General features: G+C 50.5%; 16 protein-coding genes. 5 read left to right on the top strand and 11 right to left on the bottom strand.

What is annotated here, in order from left to right:
* Positions 1 to 211: 211 nt before the first annotated feature.
* Both SH302x_RS26440 and SH302x_RS26435 read right to left on the bottom strand, forming a co-directional pair.
* Positions 212 to 2,302: a DEAD/DEAH box helicase gene (locus SH302x_RS26440; protein ID WP_479366083.1), complete on the bottom strand. Its 2,091-nt coding sequence runs from the start codon at positions 2,300 to 2,302 to the stop codon at positions 212 to 214.
* Between the two features lie 126 nt (positions 2,303 to 2,428).
* A complete protein-coding gene (locus SH302x_RS26435) occupies positions 2,429 to 3,736 on the bottom strand; it encodes an esterase (RefSeq protein WP_479366082.1) in 1,308 nt (435 codons plus the stop codon).
* Between the two features lie 290 nt (positions 3,737 to 4,026).
* On the opposite strand from SH302x_RS26435, the gene SH302x_RS26430 reads away from it, so the two are divergent.
* The gene (locus SH302x_RS26430) at positions 4,027 to 4,338 is read left to right on the top strand and encodes a hypothetical protein (protein ID WP_479366081.1); all 312 of its coding nucleotides are present in this window, start codon (positions 4,027 to 4,029) and stop codon (positions 4,336 to 4,338) included.
* Between the two features lie 62 nt (positions 4,339 to 4,400).
* Positions 4,401 to 4,688, top strand: coding sequence for a hypothetical protein (locus SH302x_RS26425; RefSeq protein WP_479366080.1), 288 nt, complete (start codon positions 4,401 to 4,403; stop codon positions 4,686 to 4,688).
* A gap of 144 nt (positions 4,689 to 4,832) precedes the next feature.
* Here the strand turns inward: SH302x_RS26425 and SH302x_RS26420 are convergent, their stop codons facing one another.
* From SH302x_RS26420 to SH302x_RS26380, 9 genes are all read right to left on the bottom strand, one after another.
* Complete coding sequence (locus SH302x_RS26420) at positions 4,833 to 5,489, bottom strand: hypothetical protein (RefSeq protein ID WP_479366079.1); 657 nt, start codon at positions 5,487 to 5,489, stop codon at positions 4,833 to 4,835.
* Positions 5,490 to 6,059: 570 nt separating this feature from the next.
* A complete protein-coding gene (locus SH302x_RS26415; protein WP_479366077.1) occupies positions 6,060 to 7,424 on the bottom strand; it encodes an alpha/beta hydrolase in 1,365 nt (454 codons plus the stop codon).
* Between the two features lie 38 nt (positions 7,425 to 7,462).
* The gene (locus SH302x_RS26410) at positions 7,463 to 8,680 is read right to left on the bottom strand and encodes an alpha/beta hydrolase (protein WP_479366075.1); all 1,218 of its coding nucleotides are present in this window, start codon (positions 8,678 to 8,680) and stop codon (positions 7,463 to 7,465) included.
* Positions 8,681 to 8,754: 74 nt separating this feature from the next.
* Positions 8,755 to 10,407: a LamG-like jellyroll fold domain-containing protein gene (locus SH302x_RS26405; RefSeq protein WP_479366073.1), complete on the bottom strand. Its 1,653-nt coding sequence runs from the start codon at positions 10,405 to 10,407 to the stop codon at positions 8,755 to 8,757.
* The gene (locus SH302x_RS26400; RefSeq protein ID WP_479366071.1) at positions 10,404 to 10,970 is read right to left on the bottom strand and encodes a sigma-70 family RNA polymerase sigma factor; all 567 of its coding nucleotides are present in this window, start codon (positions 10,968 to 10,970) and stop codon (positions 10,404 to 10,406) included. The genes SH302x_RS26405 and SH302x_RS26400 overlap by 4 nt, the downstream gene beginning before the upstream one ends.
* A 98-nt stretch (positions 10,971 to 11,068) precedes the next feature.
* Complete coding sequence (locus SH302x_RS26395) at positions 11,069 to 12,037, bottom strand: deoxyhypusine synthase family protein (protein ID WP_479366070.1); 969 nt, start codon at positions 12,035 to 12,037, stop codon at positions 11,069 to 11,071.
* Positions 12,038 to 12,089: 52 nt separating this feature from the next.
* Positions 12,090 to 13,205, bottom strand: a complete 1,116-nt coding sequence (gene dnaN / locus SH302x_RS26390; protein ID WP_479366068.1) for a DNA polymerase III subunit beta — start codon at positions 13,203 to 13,205, stop codon at positions 12,090 to 12,092.
* A 429-nt stretch (positions 13,206 to 13,634) separates the two neighbouring features.
* Complete coding sequence (locus SH302x_RS26385; RefSeq protein WP_479366067.1) at positions 13,635 to 14,444, bottom strand: TatD family hydrolase; 810 nt, start codon at positions 14,442 to 14,444, stop codon at positions 13,635 to 13,637.
* 22 nt (positions 14,445 to 14,466) lie between these two features.
* On the bottom strand, positions 14,467 to 14,745 hold the full coding sequence (locus SH302x_RS26380; RefSeq protein ID WP_479366066.1) for a hypothetical protein: 279 nt from the start codon (positions 14,743 to 14,745) through the stop codon (positions 14,467 to 14,469).
* Positions 14,746 to 14,891: 146 nt separating this feature from the next.
* Between SH302x_RS26380 and SH302x_RS26375 the strand changes: the two genes are divergently transcribed.
* The 3 genes from SH302x_RS26375 to SH302x_RS26365 are packed head-to-tail and all read left to right on the top strand — an operon-like array spanning position 14,892 to position 18,401.
* Positions 14,892 to 15,356, top strand: coding sequence for a RidA family protein (locus SH302x_RS26375; RefSeq protein ID WP_479366065.1), 465 nt, complete (start codon positions 14,892 to 14,894; stop codon positions 15,354 to 15,356).
* A 19-nt stretch (positions 15,357 to 15,375) separates the two neighbouring features.
* Entirely contained in the window at positions 15,376 to 17,316 is a 1,941-nt protein-coding gene (locus SH302x_RS26370; RefSeq protein ID WP_479366063.1) for an ABC-F family ATP-binding cassette domain-containing protein, read from the top strand.
* Complete coding sequence (locus SH302x_RS26365; RefSeq protein ID WP_479366062.1) at positions 17,316 to 18,401, top strand: methyltransferase; 1,086 nt, start codon at positions 17,316 to 17,318, stop codon at positions 18,399 to 18,401. The genes SH302x_RS26370 and SH302x_RS26365 overlap by 1 nt, the downstream gene beginning before the upstream one ends.
* The last annotated feature ends 12 nt before the right edge of the window (positions 18,402 to 18,413 follow it).

The following is an 18,413-nucleotide window of genomic DNA, read 5'->3' as shown; positions in this document are numbered from 1 at the left end:
GTCCTTTTTTATTCGTTGGGAATTCGCATTAGAGTATCAACGCGGCGGTGTGGGCTCTTTCGATGTCCGGGCTCCCACGCGTGTTGAATAGTATCTCGCGTACGCCTAGCGGCTGACGGTTAAACCAATCCGCCCGATAGTGACGCGGCCCGTTGGGCTCGCGGTTAAACGATTTTTGCCGAGTTTAAATGGCAAGGGAACTCGCAACTGCTTAGTCTTCACGGCTGCGGCGCGGCTTGCCACCGCGTTCTTTGCCGGGACCAGCTTTGGTGTCCAAGCTCAATTGCAGTTGCTTGCCAGATACCCAAGTCTTGCGAAGTACTTGATAGATCTCGCGTGGCATGCCGTCGGGTAAGTCAATCGTGCTGAATTCGTTGTAAATCGAAATCTGCCCAATGAACGCACTATCCAAACCGGCTTCGTTAGCGACTGCACCGACAATGTTACCTGGCCGAACTCCATCACGTCGGCCGACTTCGATGCGATATCGTATCATGCCTTGTTCTGGGCGTCCGCTGCGACGCTCTTCGTTGCGACCGCCACGAGGACGATCGTCCGAATCACCGCGTTCTCGCCGGGAGGAACCTTCGTCAAAGCTGGGCTTGCGCGCCAACTGCCTCTCGGGCATCAAGAACTCGCGTCCCTGTTGGCTTAGCAACGCCAAAGCTGCAGCGATTTGAGCCAAGCTCTGCCCGCTCTTCTCACTATGTTCGGTGACCAGCTTTTCATAGAACGCTATGTCCGCGTGCGTCGTTGCTTCGGTGATCTGCTGTTGAAAGCGTTCGATGCGCTTGGCATTGATCTCTTTGACCGATGGTGGATTCATCTCTTCGATCGACTGCTTGGTCATCTGCTCGATAACACGCAGCTTACGACGTTGAGCACTCGTTAAGAAGATGATTGCTTCGCCTTTGCGGCCCGCTCGACCTGTTCGACCAATGCGGTGAACGTAGGATTCGCTGTCGTTAGGTAGATCGTAATTGAATACATGGCTCACGCGAGGCACATCCAACCCACGAGCGGCCACGTCGGTAGCCACGAGAATGTTCAAGTGCCCAGACTTCAATTGCTCGATCGTTCGTTCGCGAACTCGTTGCGGCATATCGCCGTTGAGTGCGATGGCCTTCAAACCGTGCTGGACCAATTGCTCGGCCACTTGCAAAGTCGACTCGCGAGTCTTGGTAAAGATGATCACGCCGTCCGTAGGTTCGACTTCCAAAATCCGTGTCAGCACATCCAATTTATCGCGAGGGCTAACAAAAACTGCTCGTTGGCGAATCGATTCCGCCGTCATCGTTTTGCGACGGATCTTGATTTCGGCTGGGTTGCGCAGGTAGTCGTTGGCAATCCGTTGGATCGCTTCGGGCATCGTTGCGGAGAACAGAGCAATCTGTCGATTTTCTGGAGCTTTCTCCAAGACAAACTGCACATCTTCCAAGAAGCCCATGTTCAACATTTCGTCGGCTTCGTCCAAGACCAAGCAATCGATGGTGCTTAAGTCCAATGTCCCGCGATTGACGTGATCAATCACGCGACCGGGCGTCCCAACCACCACCTGTACGCCTTGGCGTAAAGCTCGGAACTGGATCTCGTAGTCCTGTCCGCCATAGATCGCAGCAACATTGAAGTTGTTATCCAAGTTACTGGCATAGGTCTCGAATGAACGAGCGACTTGAATAGCCAGTTCTCGAGTAGGGGCAAGCACCAGAACTTGCGGCTTTCGGCGGCTGTAATCAATTTTGGAAAGGATCGGCAGCGCGAACGCGGCAGTTTTTCCGGTACCCGTTTGTGATTGAGCCAGCACATCTCGACCAGCCAACATGTGCGGAATGATTTCCGCTTGGATTTGCGTGGGTTCGGTGTAGCCCGATGCTTCGACTGCGTCGACTACTTCGGAAAGCAGGCCAAGCGCTCGAAAGCCAGATTCGGGGACTTGCACTTCAGCCAAGTTGTCTTCAACTAGGCGATCGGCAATCAAGTTGTCTTCAGCTAAATTATCTTCGATCATGGCTGGATCGTTGATTTCCAATTCATTCATCTCGTCTTGCATTGTTTCAATGCTCATGTCCATCGACATAAAAATCCTATCGTCGGTAAATGCGCCGATCGGTACGTAGACCCACAGAGCGTTAAAAACGCGGGGCTGATAAAACGAAGCGACGCAGTCAGTGTAAAACACAGGATTGCGACGTTGCTTCGTGGCACGAATCGTTTTCGGTCGCAATTTAGCGAAACCAAACGATGTATAAGAAGACTTGTCGCATGGAGTTGGCGGGAAAATCGCCGCGACAAATGTTGGCAAGACCCATTTCGGCTACCCGAGCCGACACATTTTGAAGCTGTGTAAACTTCAAAAACTCCGTTTGAGGCAGAAGTCTACTAGGCTGAAACCGATCCGCCTAGGAGAAAAGTGAAAAAAGCCGAGATTTTATTGATTCTCTGATTGGCGAAATAGCTTCGGAGCAACTTCGTGTAAGTAGCGACGCCATACTCTCCAATGATGCCCGCCCTCGCTTTCGACAAAAGTGTGCTCGATCCCGGCGGCGGTTAAGGACTGGGCTAAACTGCTTGCACCGGGATAGGCAAAATCATCTTTACCACAACCGATCCACAACAAATCAAGCTTTGCATTGGTGCCAGCGACGTCCTTGCTGATGTCCGCAACAACCCCTGTATCTCCACCCCTGCCCAGCCCAGCGCTCATGATACCCACGCGACTGAACGTATCTAAATTTCCAAGTCCGATGCGTCCCGCTTGCCCGCCGCCCATGGAGAAGCCAAAGATCGCTCGACTTCGGCGGTCCGCTATCGTGCGGTACTTGGCATCAATCATCGGGATGACATCCTTTAAGATATCCTGCTCATAGAAATCAGGCCCACCGCCAAACCCACCTGCCGCGTTGGTCAAACGATTATCCGGTCCAGCGTCTGCCGCAATTCCATGCCCATCGCCATTCACCGCTGCTTTGCCATATCCCAATGGCATGACGACCAAAAAGGGCTCCATAGCGCCTTCTGCGAGCAAATTGTCAAGAATTTCGTTTGCTCTGCCATATCGTTGCCAAGAGTTATGGTCATTTGCGTTGCCATGCAAAAGATATAACACTGGGTAATGCTTCTGCGTATTGGCGTCATAACCTGGTGGCACGTATACATTCAGCTCACGAACTACGCCGTTTGAGTTCGACTTGTAAACATGCGTTCGAAGCTCACCGTGCGGCACATCTTTGACATCGTAAAACGTCGGTTCTGCTGCAGGTACGTTGAGAACGCTGGTAAGCGTGCTGGTGTAGTATCCAATCTTTGCCAGACTGTTTCCTGGGTCTACTGTTCGAACGCCATCGACCACAAAATTGTAGTAGTAGATATCCGGCACAATGGGACCAACGGTCAAGCTCCATATACCGTCATCACCCTTTACCAATGGAGTCTCCTCCTGAAAATCGCTGGTTAAAGCAATCGAGTTTGCTAACGGTGCTTTCACACGAAACGTTACGCGACGTTCGGAATCAACGATCGGTGAGGCTAGGTCAATGCTGCGTCCGCCGCCATCGGAGATGATGCCGCCTCTTGCTGGCACACTCGGAGTATCAGCGGTCGATTTAGACTGTGAGGTTGAATCAGTGCTGCTGCTAGCTTCCGGCTGCGGGTTGGTCGCTTGACCAATGACATCACTCAATGGAAAGGCAGAAGCGATTGCAACGATCGCAATTTTTGACAAACGACGATGAATCATGAAATAGTCTCTATTTGAACCATAGGTTGTTCTAAAACGGATTCTGAATTGTACCAAATTCCAACTTACTTGATTTAAAAAGAGGACTGCCCCCTTTGGAGGCGAGTCGATTTCATTGTTTTTTCCTCGCCGGAGATGGGTCAGACACCAGGGCAGCAAAAACACTTGAAGATTTCGAGAATTGTTGAACGGCGGCCTATTCGATGGCGCTTAAACGCCCAACACAAGGAATGATACGAGAGGTTTCGCGGAATTAACAAGCCGCTGCCTCAATTTATGGAGCCACGCGAATGAAACGTATGTCAACTGTTCTTTTTATGTTGCTTTATGCTGATGTCTTCTATGTGCAGCAAACCCATGCCCAAGGCATTTCTGCCGAGGACTTGGCAGCTCTGGTTGAGGACGAGTTCTTCGAGGTCTGGAATGGAGTTGAAGGAGACGGAGACTTGGGCAGCGATCGACGCCACAGTTTGGAAACGCTGTGGGACATTACTAGTACGCTACGATTAAGCCAGTTTGGTGCACCTCCGCTTTTCGGGTTAGCTACCGATGACAGCCATAATTACCATGGCAAAATTAAAGCATCCCCCGGTCGCGGCTAGATTTTGACGCTAGCAGTGGCACACTAACACTTCAGATCAAGCCCGATGGCGATGCAACTTTCGTGACCCAGTTCATTGGCACGCCAGTCGGCTTTGATCAGTCCACTAGGACTCGCGATGTTCAAGAAACAGAGAAGCCATCACCCGCCTTGCTCGATTATTCAGCTGACGTTGGTAAGGTCTTTGCCACCGTAACGGGATTGACCGCAACTTACCAACTGAGCGGCGACGAGCTATATCTACGTGCAACGGTCACGAGCGATAAAACGCCCACCAATCCAACGTCCGAAAGCCCACGCCAGAAAGCGTGGACTCAGCCCGTTGGTTGGCAGAGTCGCATCCGTGAATGATTAACTCGCCTCTGTGTTCGATAAGCATCAAGACATTTGGCCGCCCCCATGACAGAACAATAAAGTTTTGCTCGCAAGAGATACGGAAGTAACTGTTGTTGATGCTCCAACGAACACAGAGCGTACGGCATTCGCAAGTTATCGTTATCTTGCGGTCATTGAGACGTTATAGGTTCCGAAACTGTTCTCGTATACATCCCCGCCGCTGAAATCAATCTGTCGCAGAACGCGCTGCGTAACCGCGATAACATAAGTGCCTGGCTGTAGCGGTCCGGAGAATGAGAACGTACCACCGTTGCTTGACGCGATCATGGGGCCGTTTTCTCTACGCAACTCAAAGGAGCTATAGGACCATTCCGGTAAAGAACTACCGCCCAGGTTAAGGCTTCCTGAAAGATTGATCCGCGCCCGTCGGGTCACGGTGAACCGAATAAAGCTGCTGACTTCTGAGTCTGCGGAACAGGCTGCGTACCCATAGTCGTCGGCAACATATGAGTAAGCTTTACCAAACAGATTGATCGTGTTGTTGGTCAATTTTGAAGCATGCTCGACGCCGACCGTTGCGCTTGAACTGTACCCCGGTGCTTGCCCGTACTCAGTAAACGTATACGAATCTGGTGGGGTTATGTTCTCACTCTCATCAATTTCGTATGCATACTCGCTGCCTGCGTCCGTCTCAGCAAGAGCATAGGAGCTAAAGCTTGCTTGGTGATATGCGAGCTGTGCGATTGCTTCTGTACGATCGACTAAATTCACAATCGTTGCGATAGCCAGAAGGGATAGAAAGTTTGCTAACTTCATGACACGACCTTTCCTAAGGACTTTTAAGTACAACACCCAACGCGACAGTATTATACGGCCCGCCAAAACGGACAATTTGTCCTTTCGATGAAGATGTGTGTAGGAAACGATGAAGTTACAGAGTTGGAAAGGTCGGCAAAAATGGATGATCCGTGCCGTTGACTTCATTGAGGCGTCCGCTCCGTTGCCATACTTGGAGCAGTGTGGCAAATCGAACGCCGTAAGCCTAGCCTAACACTCTGACGAGTGGCGCATTGAAACGCCGGTTGCGGACAATTACTAGTTGCCAATTACAGGACGTCTAAAAACCCAGCTATCCAGAGCGACGATACCCGTGAATTCCCACCCTTCCTCACCCCGTAAATTCAGCCGCTCTGCAAGGAATTCGTTTGTGGTCGGTCCAGGCTTACCATCGACGCTGAGCAATTCGTCGCTGCTGAGTACTTGATACTCCCAAGCGGGAACTCCGGCTGGCTTATTCGCGGCGCCTAGGACTATAACCGGGTGAGAATCACACCGGTTTGATGAATTGCATCGCGTTCCGTGGAAGGAACACAAACCTTAAAATTTCTACTGAGGTTCGGTTTTGAAGATCAGTTGCGAGAAGTGGTAGAGTGACTTCTTCCAATGCTCGAAATCATGAGCATGCTCATCCACATGATATGTATGGGGAACTTGGTTTTCCTTCAAGTAAGCATGCAGTCCCTGGCTTATGCGAATAAGCCCATCTTTATTTCCACAAGAAACAAACAGAAGTTTCAGCTCTTTGGATGTCTTTTCCGGATTAGGTACAAGATCGCTTGGCGCACCGGTATTTGGGGCTGAAGAGAATCCACCTATCCAAGCAAAAGTGTCCAGACTGGCCAACCCGAACGTTAATGATTGACCACCACCCATCGACAGTCCCGCCAGTGCTCGATGTTCGCGATCGGCAATCACGGAATAGTTCGATTCGATAAACGGTACTATATCGTTCAGCAAGTCTTTCTTAAACGGTTCGCCCCATCCCCCAAAACCACTCTCACGGCTACGGCTGCCTTCTTCTGAACCACTTGCAGTTGCATTACCATTTGGAAAAACTACCACCATCGGAACGATTTTTCCGTCAGCGATAAGATTATCTAGAACGGTTGTCGCGGCTCCTTGTCGAGTCCATTCTTCCTTTTCATTGCCACCGATGCCATGCAGGAGGTAGAGTTGCGGATACTTCTTGTCGCTGGTGTAGCCCGGTGGCGTATAGACCTGCATCCAACGTTTGACACCCACCGTTTTGGAGTCGTATTCAACTTTCTCTAACTTGCCGTGTTCGATACTGTCACGGCGTTTGTCGAACCCTTCGACCGGATTATCAAAAGCGGGCTTGTCGTCAGGCCCAATCTCGATCGATCCGCCAAATCCACCACGTCCGCCGCCCGCTCCAGGGCCACGTCCTGGGCCACCTGGTCCACGGCCTGGGCCACCTGGTCCACGGCCTGGGCCAAAGCCCTGTCCACGTCCCGGTGCATTTCCAGCACTAGGGTTGCTAGGTGTCGACGGCGCGGCGACTGCAGGCGCTGGGTTGGAATCTGCGGCTCTTTTCGCTATGGATTCTGATGTTCCGAATTCCCCGACCTTCCTTTCAAAATTTATTTCGTCGCCGCTCAGCTTCCCTGTGTAGGTAATACTGATCTCGCGATCTTGTACCGCTAGAACTTCTGTGAACGTTAAAGTTTCTCCCGAAAGCTTGATGTCTTTCAGATCGACATCGCGTTTCTGGCCGTCCGTGGTTGCAGTAGCATTTCCAGTCACCGTTGTACCGTCTTGCTTTAAATTAAACACATAAGACTGACGTCCTCGCTGTGTTTCAAATTCGGCGTTCCAAGTGCCAGTAAGGTCCGCTGCATGTGCGGAACTTGATAGCACCATGGCTGTAAAGATTGCAATAAATCGTTTCATGATAGAGTATATCTTTGAGAGGGTTAAATAAATCGTAACTAATCATTAAATAAAAGTGGCGCGAACTGATATAGACATCTTCGCCAAGTCTGCCATTCGTGTGCGGTCTCATCTGAAACATAGAAATGGCTATTGACCCCTGCTGCCTTCAAGGCCTCGGCATTTTCTTTAGGATCTCCTCCAAATCCGCCACGACGATTTCCGCCCAGTTCTTTGCTTCCATAGCCAACGAACACCAGCTTGACCTTCTCTTTGAAGTTATCAATTCCTGCTGCATCGTCAGCGCTAATACTGCCTCCGCTGAAGATGCCGATATGCGAGAACTTATCAAGATTCTTGGGCGCTATATTTCGTGTCTGCATCCCTCCCATAGACAGTCCCGCCATGGCTCGGTTGGGTTGGTCATCCAAAGTGCGAAAGTTTGAATCGATGTAAGGTATCAGATCATTCAATAGAACACTTTCGAACTTCGCGAAATCGAAACCAGGCATCCCACCTCGCCCGCGGGCCGGCGTTTCGGCCGTGGCACTCCCACCACCTGCCGGCGCAGCGCTAGGAGGTCCGCGTCTCGCTCCACCTCCGCGTGGCACATCGTTGGTCATGCCGTAGGTCATCACGATCAGAAAAGGCTTCGCCTTGCTGTCCGCGATTAAATTATCCATGATCAAGTTCGCATGGCCTTGAGCTCCCCAACCATTCTCATCTTCGCCCCAACCATGTTGCAGATACAGCACTGGATACCTTTTATCGGGGTTCAGTTCATACTCCGCGGGAGTGTAAACGAACGCTCGATGATGAGAGCTTGTTGTCTTCGAATAGAAAAGAATTTCCCGTAGTTGCCCATGGGGAACTTCTTTGATCGCATAAAAATCCTGGTCTGCTGCTGGCACCTCGATTCCGCTTCCCCAGCGCATGGATCCAAAAAAATACAGACTATTTGGATCGGGTACATCTGCTCCATCTATCTTAATGCTGTAGTAGTGGAAGCCTTCGTCTAACGGAGCTGTTATTCCGGTCCATGCACCATCTTCGCCTTTGGTGAGCGCTACATTACCTAGACTGACCGAGACACTCTGTGCTTCAGGAGCCATTACACGAAATTTGGCCCGGCGTTCTGAGTTGACTTGAGGATAGTCCTTACCCTTTTGATTGATTGACGACGGTTTCCAGTCATCTACCGCTGGGTTCTCTTCCGCGATGCACACTGCACCAAGAGACACCATCGCTAAAAATACTATTGACTTATTCCAATTCATAATTCTACCTATTCATCGTTTGTTCGAACTTAAAAACCGATCCCGCCTTCTGAGTTCTCCTTTCCGTTAAACGTTCAGTTGATACCCGAATAACTTAAGTCTTCCTGCGGTGTTCCAACTCTGAACAGTTCATTGATTTCTTGCGGAATCAAAGCTCGATCGAAGAGTAGGAATTCATCCATAGCGCCGCTGAAATTTCTAATCAAGGTGGCATCGTTACCGGGAAAACCTTCTGAGTTCCAGTTTCCCAGTTCAGCCGACCCAATTCGAAAGGGTGGATTGATCTTTAAAGGCTGCTTCTCGATCAACTCTCCATTGACGTAGTGCGCGACTTGTCGACGATCGCCGTCCAGCACCACTGACAGAAAAACCCACATGCCAAATTGATCCAATGTGAGCCTAGGCGGACTGGCAACTATCTGAAAGTCATCATGAGGGCCGATAATGGTCAATCCCAAGACTCCGTCCTTGCGTATTAACCAATGGATCGTCCCTTTTTCAAATCCTTCGCACATCAATAACGAGCTGAACTTGCGATCTAAGCCCTGGACTCGAACCCAGGCGGCTAGTGTTAGACTTGTGAAATCACCGGGTACATGCAGTCGGACTCGGTCATTCACTGAGTTAAACTCCAACGCGGTTTTGGATGGCCATCGACCGTCGATGCGTCCACAACCTATGATTGTTGCATCCGATTGTTCCAACTGAGTCCGACTTGCATTCTTTAAATCCCACTCCGACAGTGGACTCTGCAAAAAATCGAAATGGACTCGTAAACTCTTATCATCATTGAGCCTATCGCTGGCTGCTCGCCACTGGCTATATCGTAAAGCTGCCGCTTCTTTTGATTTGTCATGCAGAGCAAACAGTGAAGTGAAATTCGCTGGGCTGGAAGACACAAAATGTGTAGCACCCGAATACTCAACGAAGACACCCTCCCCTTCCTTTAAGGATTGAGGCGCCTCTGCCTGTTGACTTTTAAATTGCAACTGTCCACCAAACATATGCAATTCCGATGAGTGTTCGTTGACGTTGAGACCGTATGTCGCACCTTGATCGGTTATGTTGAGAACCGGCGTGTCTATTCGAAACCCTTGAGCTTGTGACGGTACATCTGCGGTCAAGCGACCGCTAGTAAAAACAGCTCGTTTAGGTGATATGATTTCCAGTTCTGCTGGACCTTCCAATGCAATTCGTGCTCCACTATAAAACACGACTTGCGCTAGCCCTGACTCTAGACGTAATCGTCCAGGCTCTAGGGGTGCTCCTTGCGTCGGAGTTGCATATTGTTTATCCCACGTTGCGCCTACTACGCTGTTGAGCATCGCGACTGCCTTAGTCGTTCCTCCGGCCGTGTCGAATTCGCGTTTTTCCAACTTACTAATGCTGATCATCGCTATGACTGCACTTGCAGCTAAACCTAACGCCCACCCCAGCACGTGCGTCCATTGATTCCGCGATGAATCCTTCCGTTGACTGGCCACTATCGCTGGCCCGGTTCGCTTTGCAGCAGCGTTGGCGTCGCTGTTCAGCGACGACGTGACCAATAGACCTGAATCAGATGCTAACTGCGAATGAACAGAAGTCCGTAGGATGTACTCGTCTAGTGCTTCAATGTCATTTAGCAACAGTTGATTTAGGCCAGTGGCTTGTTCGATCGTCAGCGTGCCGTGACATACCGCGGCTACCGCTTCATCAAAATCCCGCGACGGATATCGAATAATCACGATACGTACCCCTCCTTCTCAACAGCCTTCTCAATACATGACTGAAGTGTTTGCCTAACCCGCTGCAACAGTTTATAAGTAGCTGCCACACTACGTCCTGTCGATCGGCTTAGACTGGTCACCTCTTCACGAGCAAAGTAGTATCCTTCAATCAGCGATCTTTGCTCTTTAGGCAAACGTCCCATGCAACTGTCCAAGTGCTTCAATCTTGCATTTATCTCGACTCCTAGCACCTCACGACGACGCAACAGTTGGTCGGCTAATCCATCATTTAGCAGCATCTGCCAACGACGACGGCTTTCTACCCACTGCCGCGTTTTGTTTAACGCAAACCGACACGCCCATGGTGCAAACGGTTGCGACGGATCATAAGAATCAAACTTTTCCCATAGGGATAATGCCGTTTGCTGCAGTATCTCTTCTGCATCAACCAGATTGGGCACTAAAGCTAGTATGTAGCGCAGCACCTCTCGCTCGCTTCGCAAGAAAAGCGTAAGAAATGCCTGCTGCGTCTCAGCGCTCGCCTCGCTCGGTGCGATATGGGCCACTGGTTTGGTTGTCATCGTTGAATCCCCTTGCATTACTTCCGTTTAATGTGGGAATTTGGACAACAAAAAGCGAGAAAAAAGAGGCAGTAAAACGAAAAGCCCCCTCCCCTATTTTAGAGGCCTAGGACATAGGCAAAGATCAATGGAGCTACAATCGTGGCGTCGCTTTGGATCATGTACTTGGGGCAGTTCGGGTGCAGCTTATTCCAAGTAATCTTCTCGTTGGGAACCGCACCGGAGTATCCGCCATAAGATGTCACAGCATCGCTGATCTGGCAAAAGTATTCCCAACGTCGAATATCTTCCCGGTCCAAATCTTGAATCAACATCGGTACGGCACATATCGCGAAATCGCCTGCTATGCCGCCACCTATTTGAAAAAAGCCAATGGGTGAAGCTGCACTGGTTTGCTCGTACCAGTTGGTCAAGTATTGCAATTGCTCGGTTCCACTCCGCATGGCTCGATGACTGCTCACCGTGCCGTCCATTACCCGTGCCGTAAACATATTACCCAACGTACTGTCTTCGATACCCGGTACGAAGATGGGGATATTTTTATCCTTGGCGGCTTTGACCCAAGAATGTTCGATGGGTATTTGATAGTGCTGCTTCAGATCTTCCTCATCCAGAAGCTTATACATAAACTCGTAAGGATAGAGGCTGGTCCCTTGGGCGGCACATTCCACCCAATATTTGGTCAAGCGACTCTGCATGTGCTTCATGACCGTTTCTGGGATGCAGGTGTCCGTGACGCGGTTGAAACCTTGATCTCGCAGTTCTACTTCGTCATCTATGCTTAATGCTCGCCAGTCGGGAATGACTTTATATTCATCGTGAGCAAACAGATTGAAGAGATCTTCTTCCAAGTTAGCCGCTGTGCAGCTAACCGCATGGATCTTGTCTTGGCGAATCATTTCCGCGAGGATTACGCCAATCTCGGCTGTACTCATGGCTCCGGCCATCGCCAGGAACATCTTGCCCTGATCTTGATCTATAAACGTCTTGAAACCTTCCGCAGCGGACAGCGTTTCCCTAGCATTAAAGTGGCGGTAATGCCGCTGCATAAAATCTGATACGTTCATCAGCTTGGACTCCGTTGAGTAAGTGTTATTAACGGTAGGACGCTCTGAAATGTTAACGGTCGCGAGCCATTGGCATGACGACATACTGGTAACAACCGTCCGCTTTGAAGATCGCTGGTTCTTTGTCGCTGTTGATGTCCACTTGGATTAATTTGTCGGGCTCCAAGACTCGGAAGAACTCGCCGACAAACTTCGCGTCCAGCATAATTCCAATTGGCTCACCATCATAAGCGACCGGCATTTGAATTCGTGAGGTACCTACGTCAGCGGTGGCTGCTTTCAATACCAGCGTACCGTTCTCAAATTGGAAATCGACGCCTCGGCTGTCAGGGTCAGCTACAATGGAAGCTTGTCGCAAGCAATTGGCCATGATGCCAGCGATGGATTCTATAACAGTACTATTTTCTCGTTTGGGTATCACCTGCCGCCACGCTGGAAAACGACCTTCTACCAATTGAGAGAAGATCTCGCACTTCGCATTCCGAACTACGATGTCGTTGCTTCGAGCTGCGATGTGCACCAGTTCGTCGCCATCTCCAAGTGATCGTTCCAACAATGTCAATGTCTTTGCTGGGACGATAGCCGTTGCTCCAACCGTTTGATAACCGTTAATCGATTTGCCTTGGGAAGTCATACATGCCAATCGTCGTCCGTCGGTGGCTACCGCTGTGATCGTGTCCCCTTCCACTTCCAGCAACACGCCACCCAATGCATAACGCGTGCTTTCGGTATCTGTAGCGAAAACGGTTCTGCGTACCAGTTCTCGAAACGCTCTGGCTGGCAGCTCAAAGTATGCTTCCTCACCAAAGCCGCTGACGGTGGGATACTCGTCCGCGTTAGCGATCGGCAGATGGAACTCGGCGTTCTGACCAGTGACGTTGACCTCTTTCTCCGATACCTCGATCGTCAGTTTCTCTTCACCGTTTTCGCGAAGGATGTTCCCCATCTTTTGGACCGAAAGCAGGACCTTTCCCGGCCGCTCGATTTCTACTTCATCGACTTCGATTCTGACGCCAGCCTCTCGATCGGTGGCCATCATAATCGCTTTGCCACTGGTAGTATCCAGCTTGACAAAATTGAGGATCTCCTTGGGTGATCGCACGGGTGCAACCGCAGCGGTGATCTGGAAAGCGGCCAGAAACTTTTCGCGATTAAAATGGATCTTCATGTTGGTCTTTCAGTCCGAGAGTGCTACACAGCGGTAGCCAGAAGTTTCGCATAGATTGGCCATCCTGCAAGGGCTTTGAGGCCACTTCCACGTCGCACCAGCGGTTCGTTTTGGCCAGCGCTGGGTGTGTTCTTCTAATTCTTATTTTTAAATCTGTTGTTGTTTGTAGAGTGATCGAAGCCGGCGTTCACAGACGACCGCTAGAGCAGCCTTAACCATCTGTAAAATCAAGGTTTAAGGCTGGATACTGACGGCTTTTGCGGTGTGGGAAACCGGTTCAAGGACTGTTGAGCGAGCGTCGATATCCCTGTCGGTAACTGTTGGCCCAAGCAGAGCCAGCCAACGGGCTGTCAGTAACGATCAGGTAAGTCAACGTTCATCGACACCGCATCAACACGTTATCCACCGTCAAGGAAAATCGGAATGATCCTAACGGTCAATTAGCTTAAAGGCCTTGGACTGCGAAAAGAACTTCTTTGGGTTTTCAAACACTACCTGCTGAATCAGCTCGCGAGAATGTCCGCGGCGGCGAAGCTCCATGATCAAGTCGGGAATAGCCGATGGTTTGCTGGGGCCCCAGTCCCCAGCACTATTGGCCATCAAACGCTCGGGACCATACATTTCGATCATATCAGCAGCTCTTTGGGGAGTGCATTTTGTAACGGGATACAGTGTCATCCCTGCCCAGTAGCCGTCTTCGAGCACTCGTTGAATCGTATGCTCTTCCACGTGATCGACCAAAACGCGAGAACGATCGATTCTGGAATCGCCATTGAGCATATCTAAAATCATGCGAGTGCCTTGATACTTGTCATCCAAGTGTGGAGTATGTATCAGGATTTGCTGCTTATGCTTGATAGCCAGTTCCATGTGTTCCAGGAAAATGGTGGCTTCGTTTTTCGTGTTCTTGTTGAGTCCGATCTCGCCGATGCCTAACACATTGGGTTTGTCCAGAAATTCGGGGATCATCGCGATGACTTCGCGGGACAGGGAAACGTTCTCCGCTTCTTTGGCGTTGATGCATAACCACGTGAAGTGCTGGATACCGTACTGAGCAGCACGGGCCGGTTCGGTAACGGTCAACTGACGAAAGTAATCGCGAAAGCTGTCAACGCTGCCACGATCAAAACCCGCCCAAAAAGCGGGTTCACTCAAAGCCACGCAACCCATGCGAGCGATCGTTTCATAGTCATCGGTAGTCCGAGAGACCATGTGAATGTGGGGATCGATGTAGTCCATGCCTGCTATTTCTCTTGGAAGTCTAACGTTTGGTGTTCAGCGAATATTGCTCTGCCCAATCCTCTTCATAGGATCGAGAAAAGAGCAACTGCATCAGTTCAGCTCGGGTTTCTTGGTCAGTTGCGTCGGTCAACAAAAGGTGGATGCCCTGCCTTAGTTTGATAAAGCGAAGGTCATCCTCAATCTTTCCATCGGCGGCGGGAGCGCGATCGATACGGTCGAGCGTCGCAGCGATTTCCAGTAGTTTTGCCCGGACGGTCAAAAAAGTTTCTTGGAGAACTTGACTCTTGGATTGGGTCATCGGTCAATTTTCAATGAAAAACGGTAATCGGCAGGTGATTGGGCCTCAAAGAGGCGATCACTCCCATTGTAACCTTGCGAGAGTTGCAAATTCACTAGACAATGCAACCCTTTGAAAAAGTCTAACGTTTTTGTGAGAGAATGACCATGTCGGCTGATTCACGCTTAGCTGAATTACAGATCACTTTGCCACCGGCTCCTAAACCAGTGGGACTCTACAAACCGATGTTGATCGTCGGCGATTTAGCTTATCTGTCCGGCCATGGACCGCTGAATCCCGACGGTACGCTGCATTTAGGACGCGTGGGTGATGATTTGAGTCTGGAAGGCGGTCAGGCAGCGGCGCGGCAAACGGGCTTGGCGATGCTAGCGACCTTGAAAGCAGGCCTGGGGTCGCTGGACCGAGTGGTTCGAGTGGTCAAACTGTTGGCTTTAGTACGCTGTACGAATGATTTCGGGAAGCAGCCAGCGGTTATCAATGGGTGCAGCCAGCTATTTGTTGACTTGTGGGGCAACGATCTAGGCATCGGAGTTCGCAGCGCTTTGGGGACCAACGATCTGCCAGGCGGGATGGCGGTGGAGATCGAGGGTATCTTCCAGATCAAGCCTTAACCTCCAGTTCGGCTAGATCGTGTTAGTTGATATTCAGAACATCAGTAAAACCTATGGCGATAACACCGTTCTGGACGGCGTTAGTCTGCAGATCCAAGCTCATGAACATATCGCATTAGTCGGGCCCAATGGAGCAGGCAAATCTACGCTGCTCAAAATCCTGACCGGCGAGGAACAAGCCGATCAAGGCCGCGTCGATGTGCGACCCCGAGCGACCATAGGTTATGTCCAGCAACATGTCTCCTTCCCAAGCGATGCCACCGTCTGGAGCGAAGCCAAACAAGCGCTCGGACCGCTCACCGAATTGCTTACGCAAGCGGAACAAATCACGCAGCTACTGGCCAGCAGTTCCGACGAGAAGCAACGAGCCGATTTGCTGGAACAATATGATCACCTGCAAGCCAAACTGCAACACAGCGACGCTTACGCCTGGGAACATCGCATTGAACGAGTGCTGAATGGCATCGGATTCACCAACACACAGTTCGATACGCCGGCCAATCGATTGAGTGGCGGACAGAAGAATCGTCTGTTGCTGGCATGCGCCATTTTGCAAGAACCCGACCTATTGATTCTGGACGAGCCCAACAATCATTTGGATATCGAAACTACCGAGTGGTTAGAACAAACACTTGCACAGACCTCCTCTGCCCTGCTGATGGTATCTCACGATCGATACTTCCTGGATGCGATCGCTCAAGAAGTAATCGAGTTGATCGATGGTCGCTTGGAGTCGTTCAAAGGAAATTACTCGGCCTACGTAAAACAAAAGACGGAACGTTTGGAAGTCCAACGACGCACTTTTGAGAAACAGCAGCTAGAGATCGACAAACTCGAAGATTTTGTACGTCGCAATCACGCCGCTCAGAAGTCAACTCAAGCGGAAGATCGTCGTAAGAAACTAGAAAAGATTGAACGAATCGAAGCACCTCGCGAAATTCATGTTCCAAAATTCCGATTCCCTAGCGCTTCTCGTACCGGAGACATCGTACTGCGTTGCGAAAATCTAAGTAAATCGTATGGCGAGTTGAAGCTATTTGAAAAACTGAAATTTCAGATTGAGCGAGGTGGTCGATGGGCAATCCTGGGCAGTAATGGCAGTGGTAAAACTACGTTGCTGCAAAGCTTGTTGGGACGACTCGAACCTGACAGCGGTACGGTGACGATAGGATCAGGCGTGAAGATTGGATATTTTGACCAACTGCTGCGCGATCTAGATCTTGATAAAACTCCGATGGAAGCGATTCGTATCCCGGGTGTGGACCACAATGATTTGCAGCGGCGAAACTTCTTAGCGGCCTTTGGCATCACCGGAGCAATGGCTCAGCAAACGTTGTCATCGCTGTCGGGGGGGGAACGCAATCGGACCATGCTCGCTTGGCTGGCAGCTCAAAATGTCAACTTTTTGATCATGGACGAACCGACCAATCACCTCGACCTGTGGTCACGCGAAGCACTACAGCAAGCAATCGCGGCTTATGATGGGACTGTGCTGCTAGTCACTCATGATCGCTATTTAGTCAACGCAATCGCGCAAAATGTACTGGTAATTGCTAATGGCCAAACCAAAATTGTGCCAGGAAACTACGAAACCTACCGCCATATGCAAAAGCAAGGCCTGGCGATTGCTGACCGTCGAGATCAAATAGCAATTAGCGGCGGATTGAGCAGCCACCAGGCACGTTCCAACCAAGCGTTGCTGGAGAGCAGCAATCCCGCTGCGTCTTCGACCAGCAAAACCAAACCAAAACGAAAATTCCCTTATCGCAAAGTGGAAGCGATTGAAGCTGACATCCAGAAGGCCGAATCGGAACTGAGCGGCCTGCAAGAACAAATGCTGGACCCGGCAGTATTACGCGATGGCCGACGCGTCAAAGAGATTCAAGCATTAATCGAGACCAAGAACGAAGAACTATCACAATTGTACGCGCATTTTGAAGAAGCATTGGAACTGAACTAATGAGTAATCAGCCCGAATCGGAATTAGCTCCGGCAAATGTATCGTTGCCGCCGCGCATCGAAGAGCAGCGCTTGCTGGAAATCGCTCGGGACCTCCCAGCAGACAGTATCGCAGCGATCTCGACTGGCCGAGGGCAGGCGGCCGAGGCGCTGGCTTTGGAGCGCCCGCAAGCCAGTGTAGTCTGCTGGTATATCGACGCCTATCAAGCACATCAAGCTCGACAACATTCCTCCAATCCTGCCAACCTGCAGATCGTTTGCCAAGCGGATTGGCCAACTGGGACCTTTGATCTCGCTTTGATGCCGCTCTCTGTCAGCGGTGAAACGGAGTTATCGCGTGAATCGATGCAGCAAGCATACGCGAGTTTGAAAATGGGTGGGCATTTGGTTGTGTCGGTGGATAACGCAAAAGACCGTTGGCTGCATGACCAAATGAAAACTTTCGACAAGAGCGTCAAAGTTCGCTCGTTTGACGACGCCATGGTTTACTTTGTCAAGAAGGACAAAGAGCTCAAGAAACTGAAGGACTTCAGTTGCGAACTTGGCTTTAAAGATTGCGATCAATTGATCAAGTTTGTCACGCGGCCCGGCGTCTTCTCGCATCGTCAATTGGACAACGGTGCGCGACAATTGTTAGATTCCGTGGATGTCTTTCCCCAAGCTAGGCTGATCGAGATTGGGTGTGGAAGTGGGTCCGTTGCATTGGCAGTCGCCATGCGGGAGCCAAGTGCTCAAGTTTTTGCAATCGATAGTAATGCTCGGGCGATTGATTGTGTGCGTCGCGGCATCGCGATGAACGGTATTGAAAATCTAGAAGTGCAACTGAACCACGATGGTGACATTGGCAAGTCGGATTGTTTTGATATGGCGCTTGCGAACCCACCTTACTTCGCCGATTTCCGTATAGCCGAGCACTTTTTACAGGTAGCCATTAAAGCGTTGCGAACGGGCGGAAGATTGGTACTGGTGACCAAGCAACCTAACTGGTATCGGGAGAATCTGCCCAACATGTTGGACGAAGTGGAAGTCTTTGAATCGCGGCGCTACTGGATCGCTTCGGGTGTAAAGCCCGAATTCAGCATCTAGAATGGCATTCGA

The sequence above is a fragment of the Njordella calcicola genome, assembly GCF_056494125.1.
Note: the sequence above shows the minus strand (reverse complement) of the source record. Positions and strands in the feature narration are given on the sequence as shown.

Coding starts and splice junctions, on each gene's coding strand:
- dnaN (WP_479366068.1), bottom strand. CDS start 13,205: ATGAAGATCCATTTTAATCGCGAAAAGTTTCTGGCCGCTTTCCAGATC.
- SH302x_RS26395 (WP_479366070.1), bottom strand. CDS start 12,037: ATGAACGTATCAGATTTTATGCAGCGGCATTACCGCCACTTTAATGCT.
- SH302x_RS26430 (WP_479366081.1), top strand. CDS start 4,027: ATGAAACGTATGTCAACTGTTCTTTTTATGTTGCTTTATGCTGATGTC.
- SH302x_RS26380 (WP_479366066.1), bottom strand. CDS start 14,745: ATGACCCAATCCAAGAGTCAAGTTCTCCAAGAAACTTTTTTGACCGTC.
- SH302x_RS26375 (WP_479366065.1), top strand. CDS start 14,892: ATGTCGGCTGATTCACGCTTAGCTGAATTACAGATCACTTTGCCACCG.
- SH302x_RS26365 (WP_479366062.1), top strand. CDS start 17,316: ATGAGTAATCAGCCCGAATCGGAATTAGCTCCGGCAAATGTATCGTTG.
- SH302x_RS26385 (WP_479366067.1), bottom strand. CDS start 14,444: ATGGACTACATCGATCCCCACATTCACATGGTCTCTCGGACTACCGAT.
- SH302x_RS26400 (WP_479366071.1), bottom strand. CDS start 10,970: ATGACAACCAAACCAGTGGCCCATATCGCACCGAGCGAGGCGAGCGCT.
- SH302x_RS26420 (WP_479366079.1), bottom strand. CDS start 5,489: ATGAAGTTAGCAAACTTTCTATCCCTTCTGGCTATCGCAACGATTGTG.
- SH302x_RS26410 (WP_479366075.1), bottom strand. CDS start 8,680: ATGAATTGGAATAAGTCAATAGTATTTTTAGCGATGGTGTCTCTTGGT.
- SH302x_RS26415 (WP_479366077.1), bottom strand. CDS start 7,424: ATGAAACGATTTATTGCAATCTTTACAGCCATGGTGCTATCAAGTTCC.
- SH302x_RS26435 (WP_479366082.1), bottom strand. CDS start 3,736: ATGATTCATCGTCGTTTGTCAAAAATTGCGATCGTTGCAATCGCTTCT.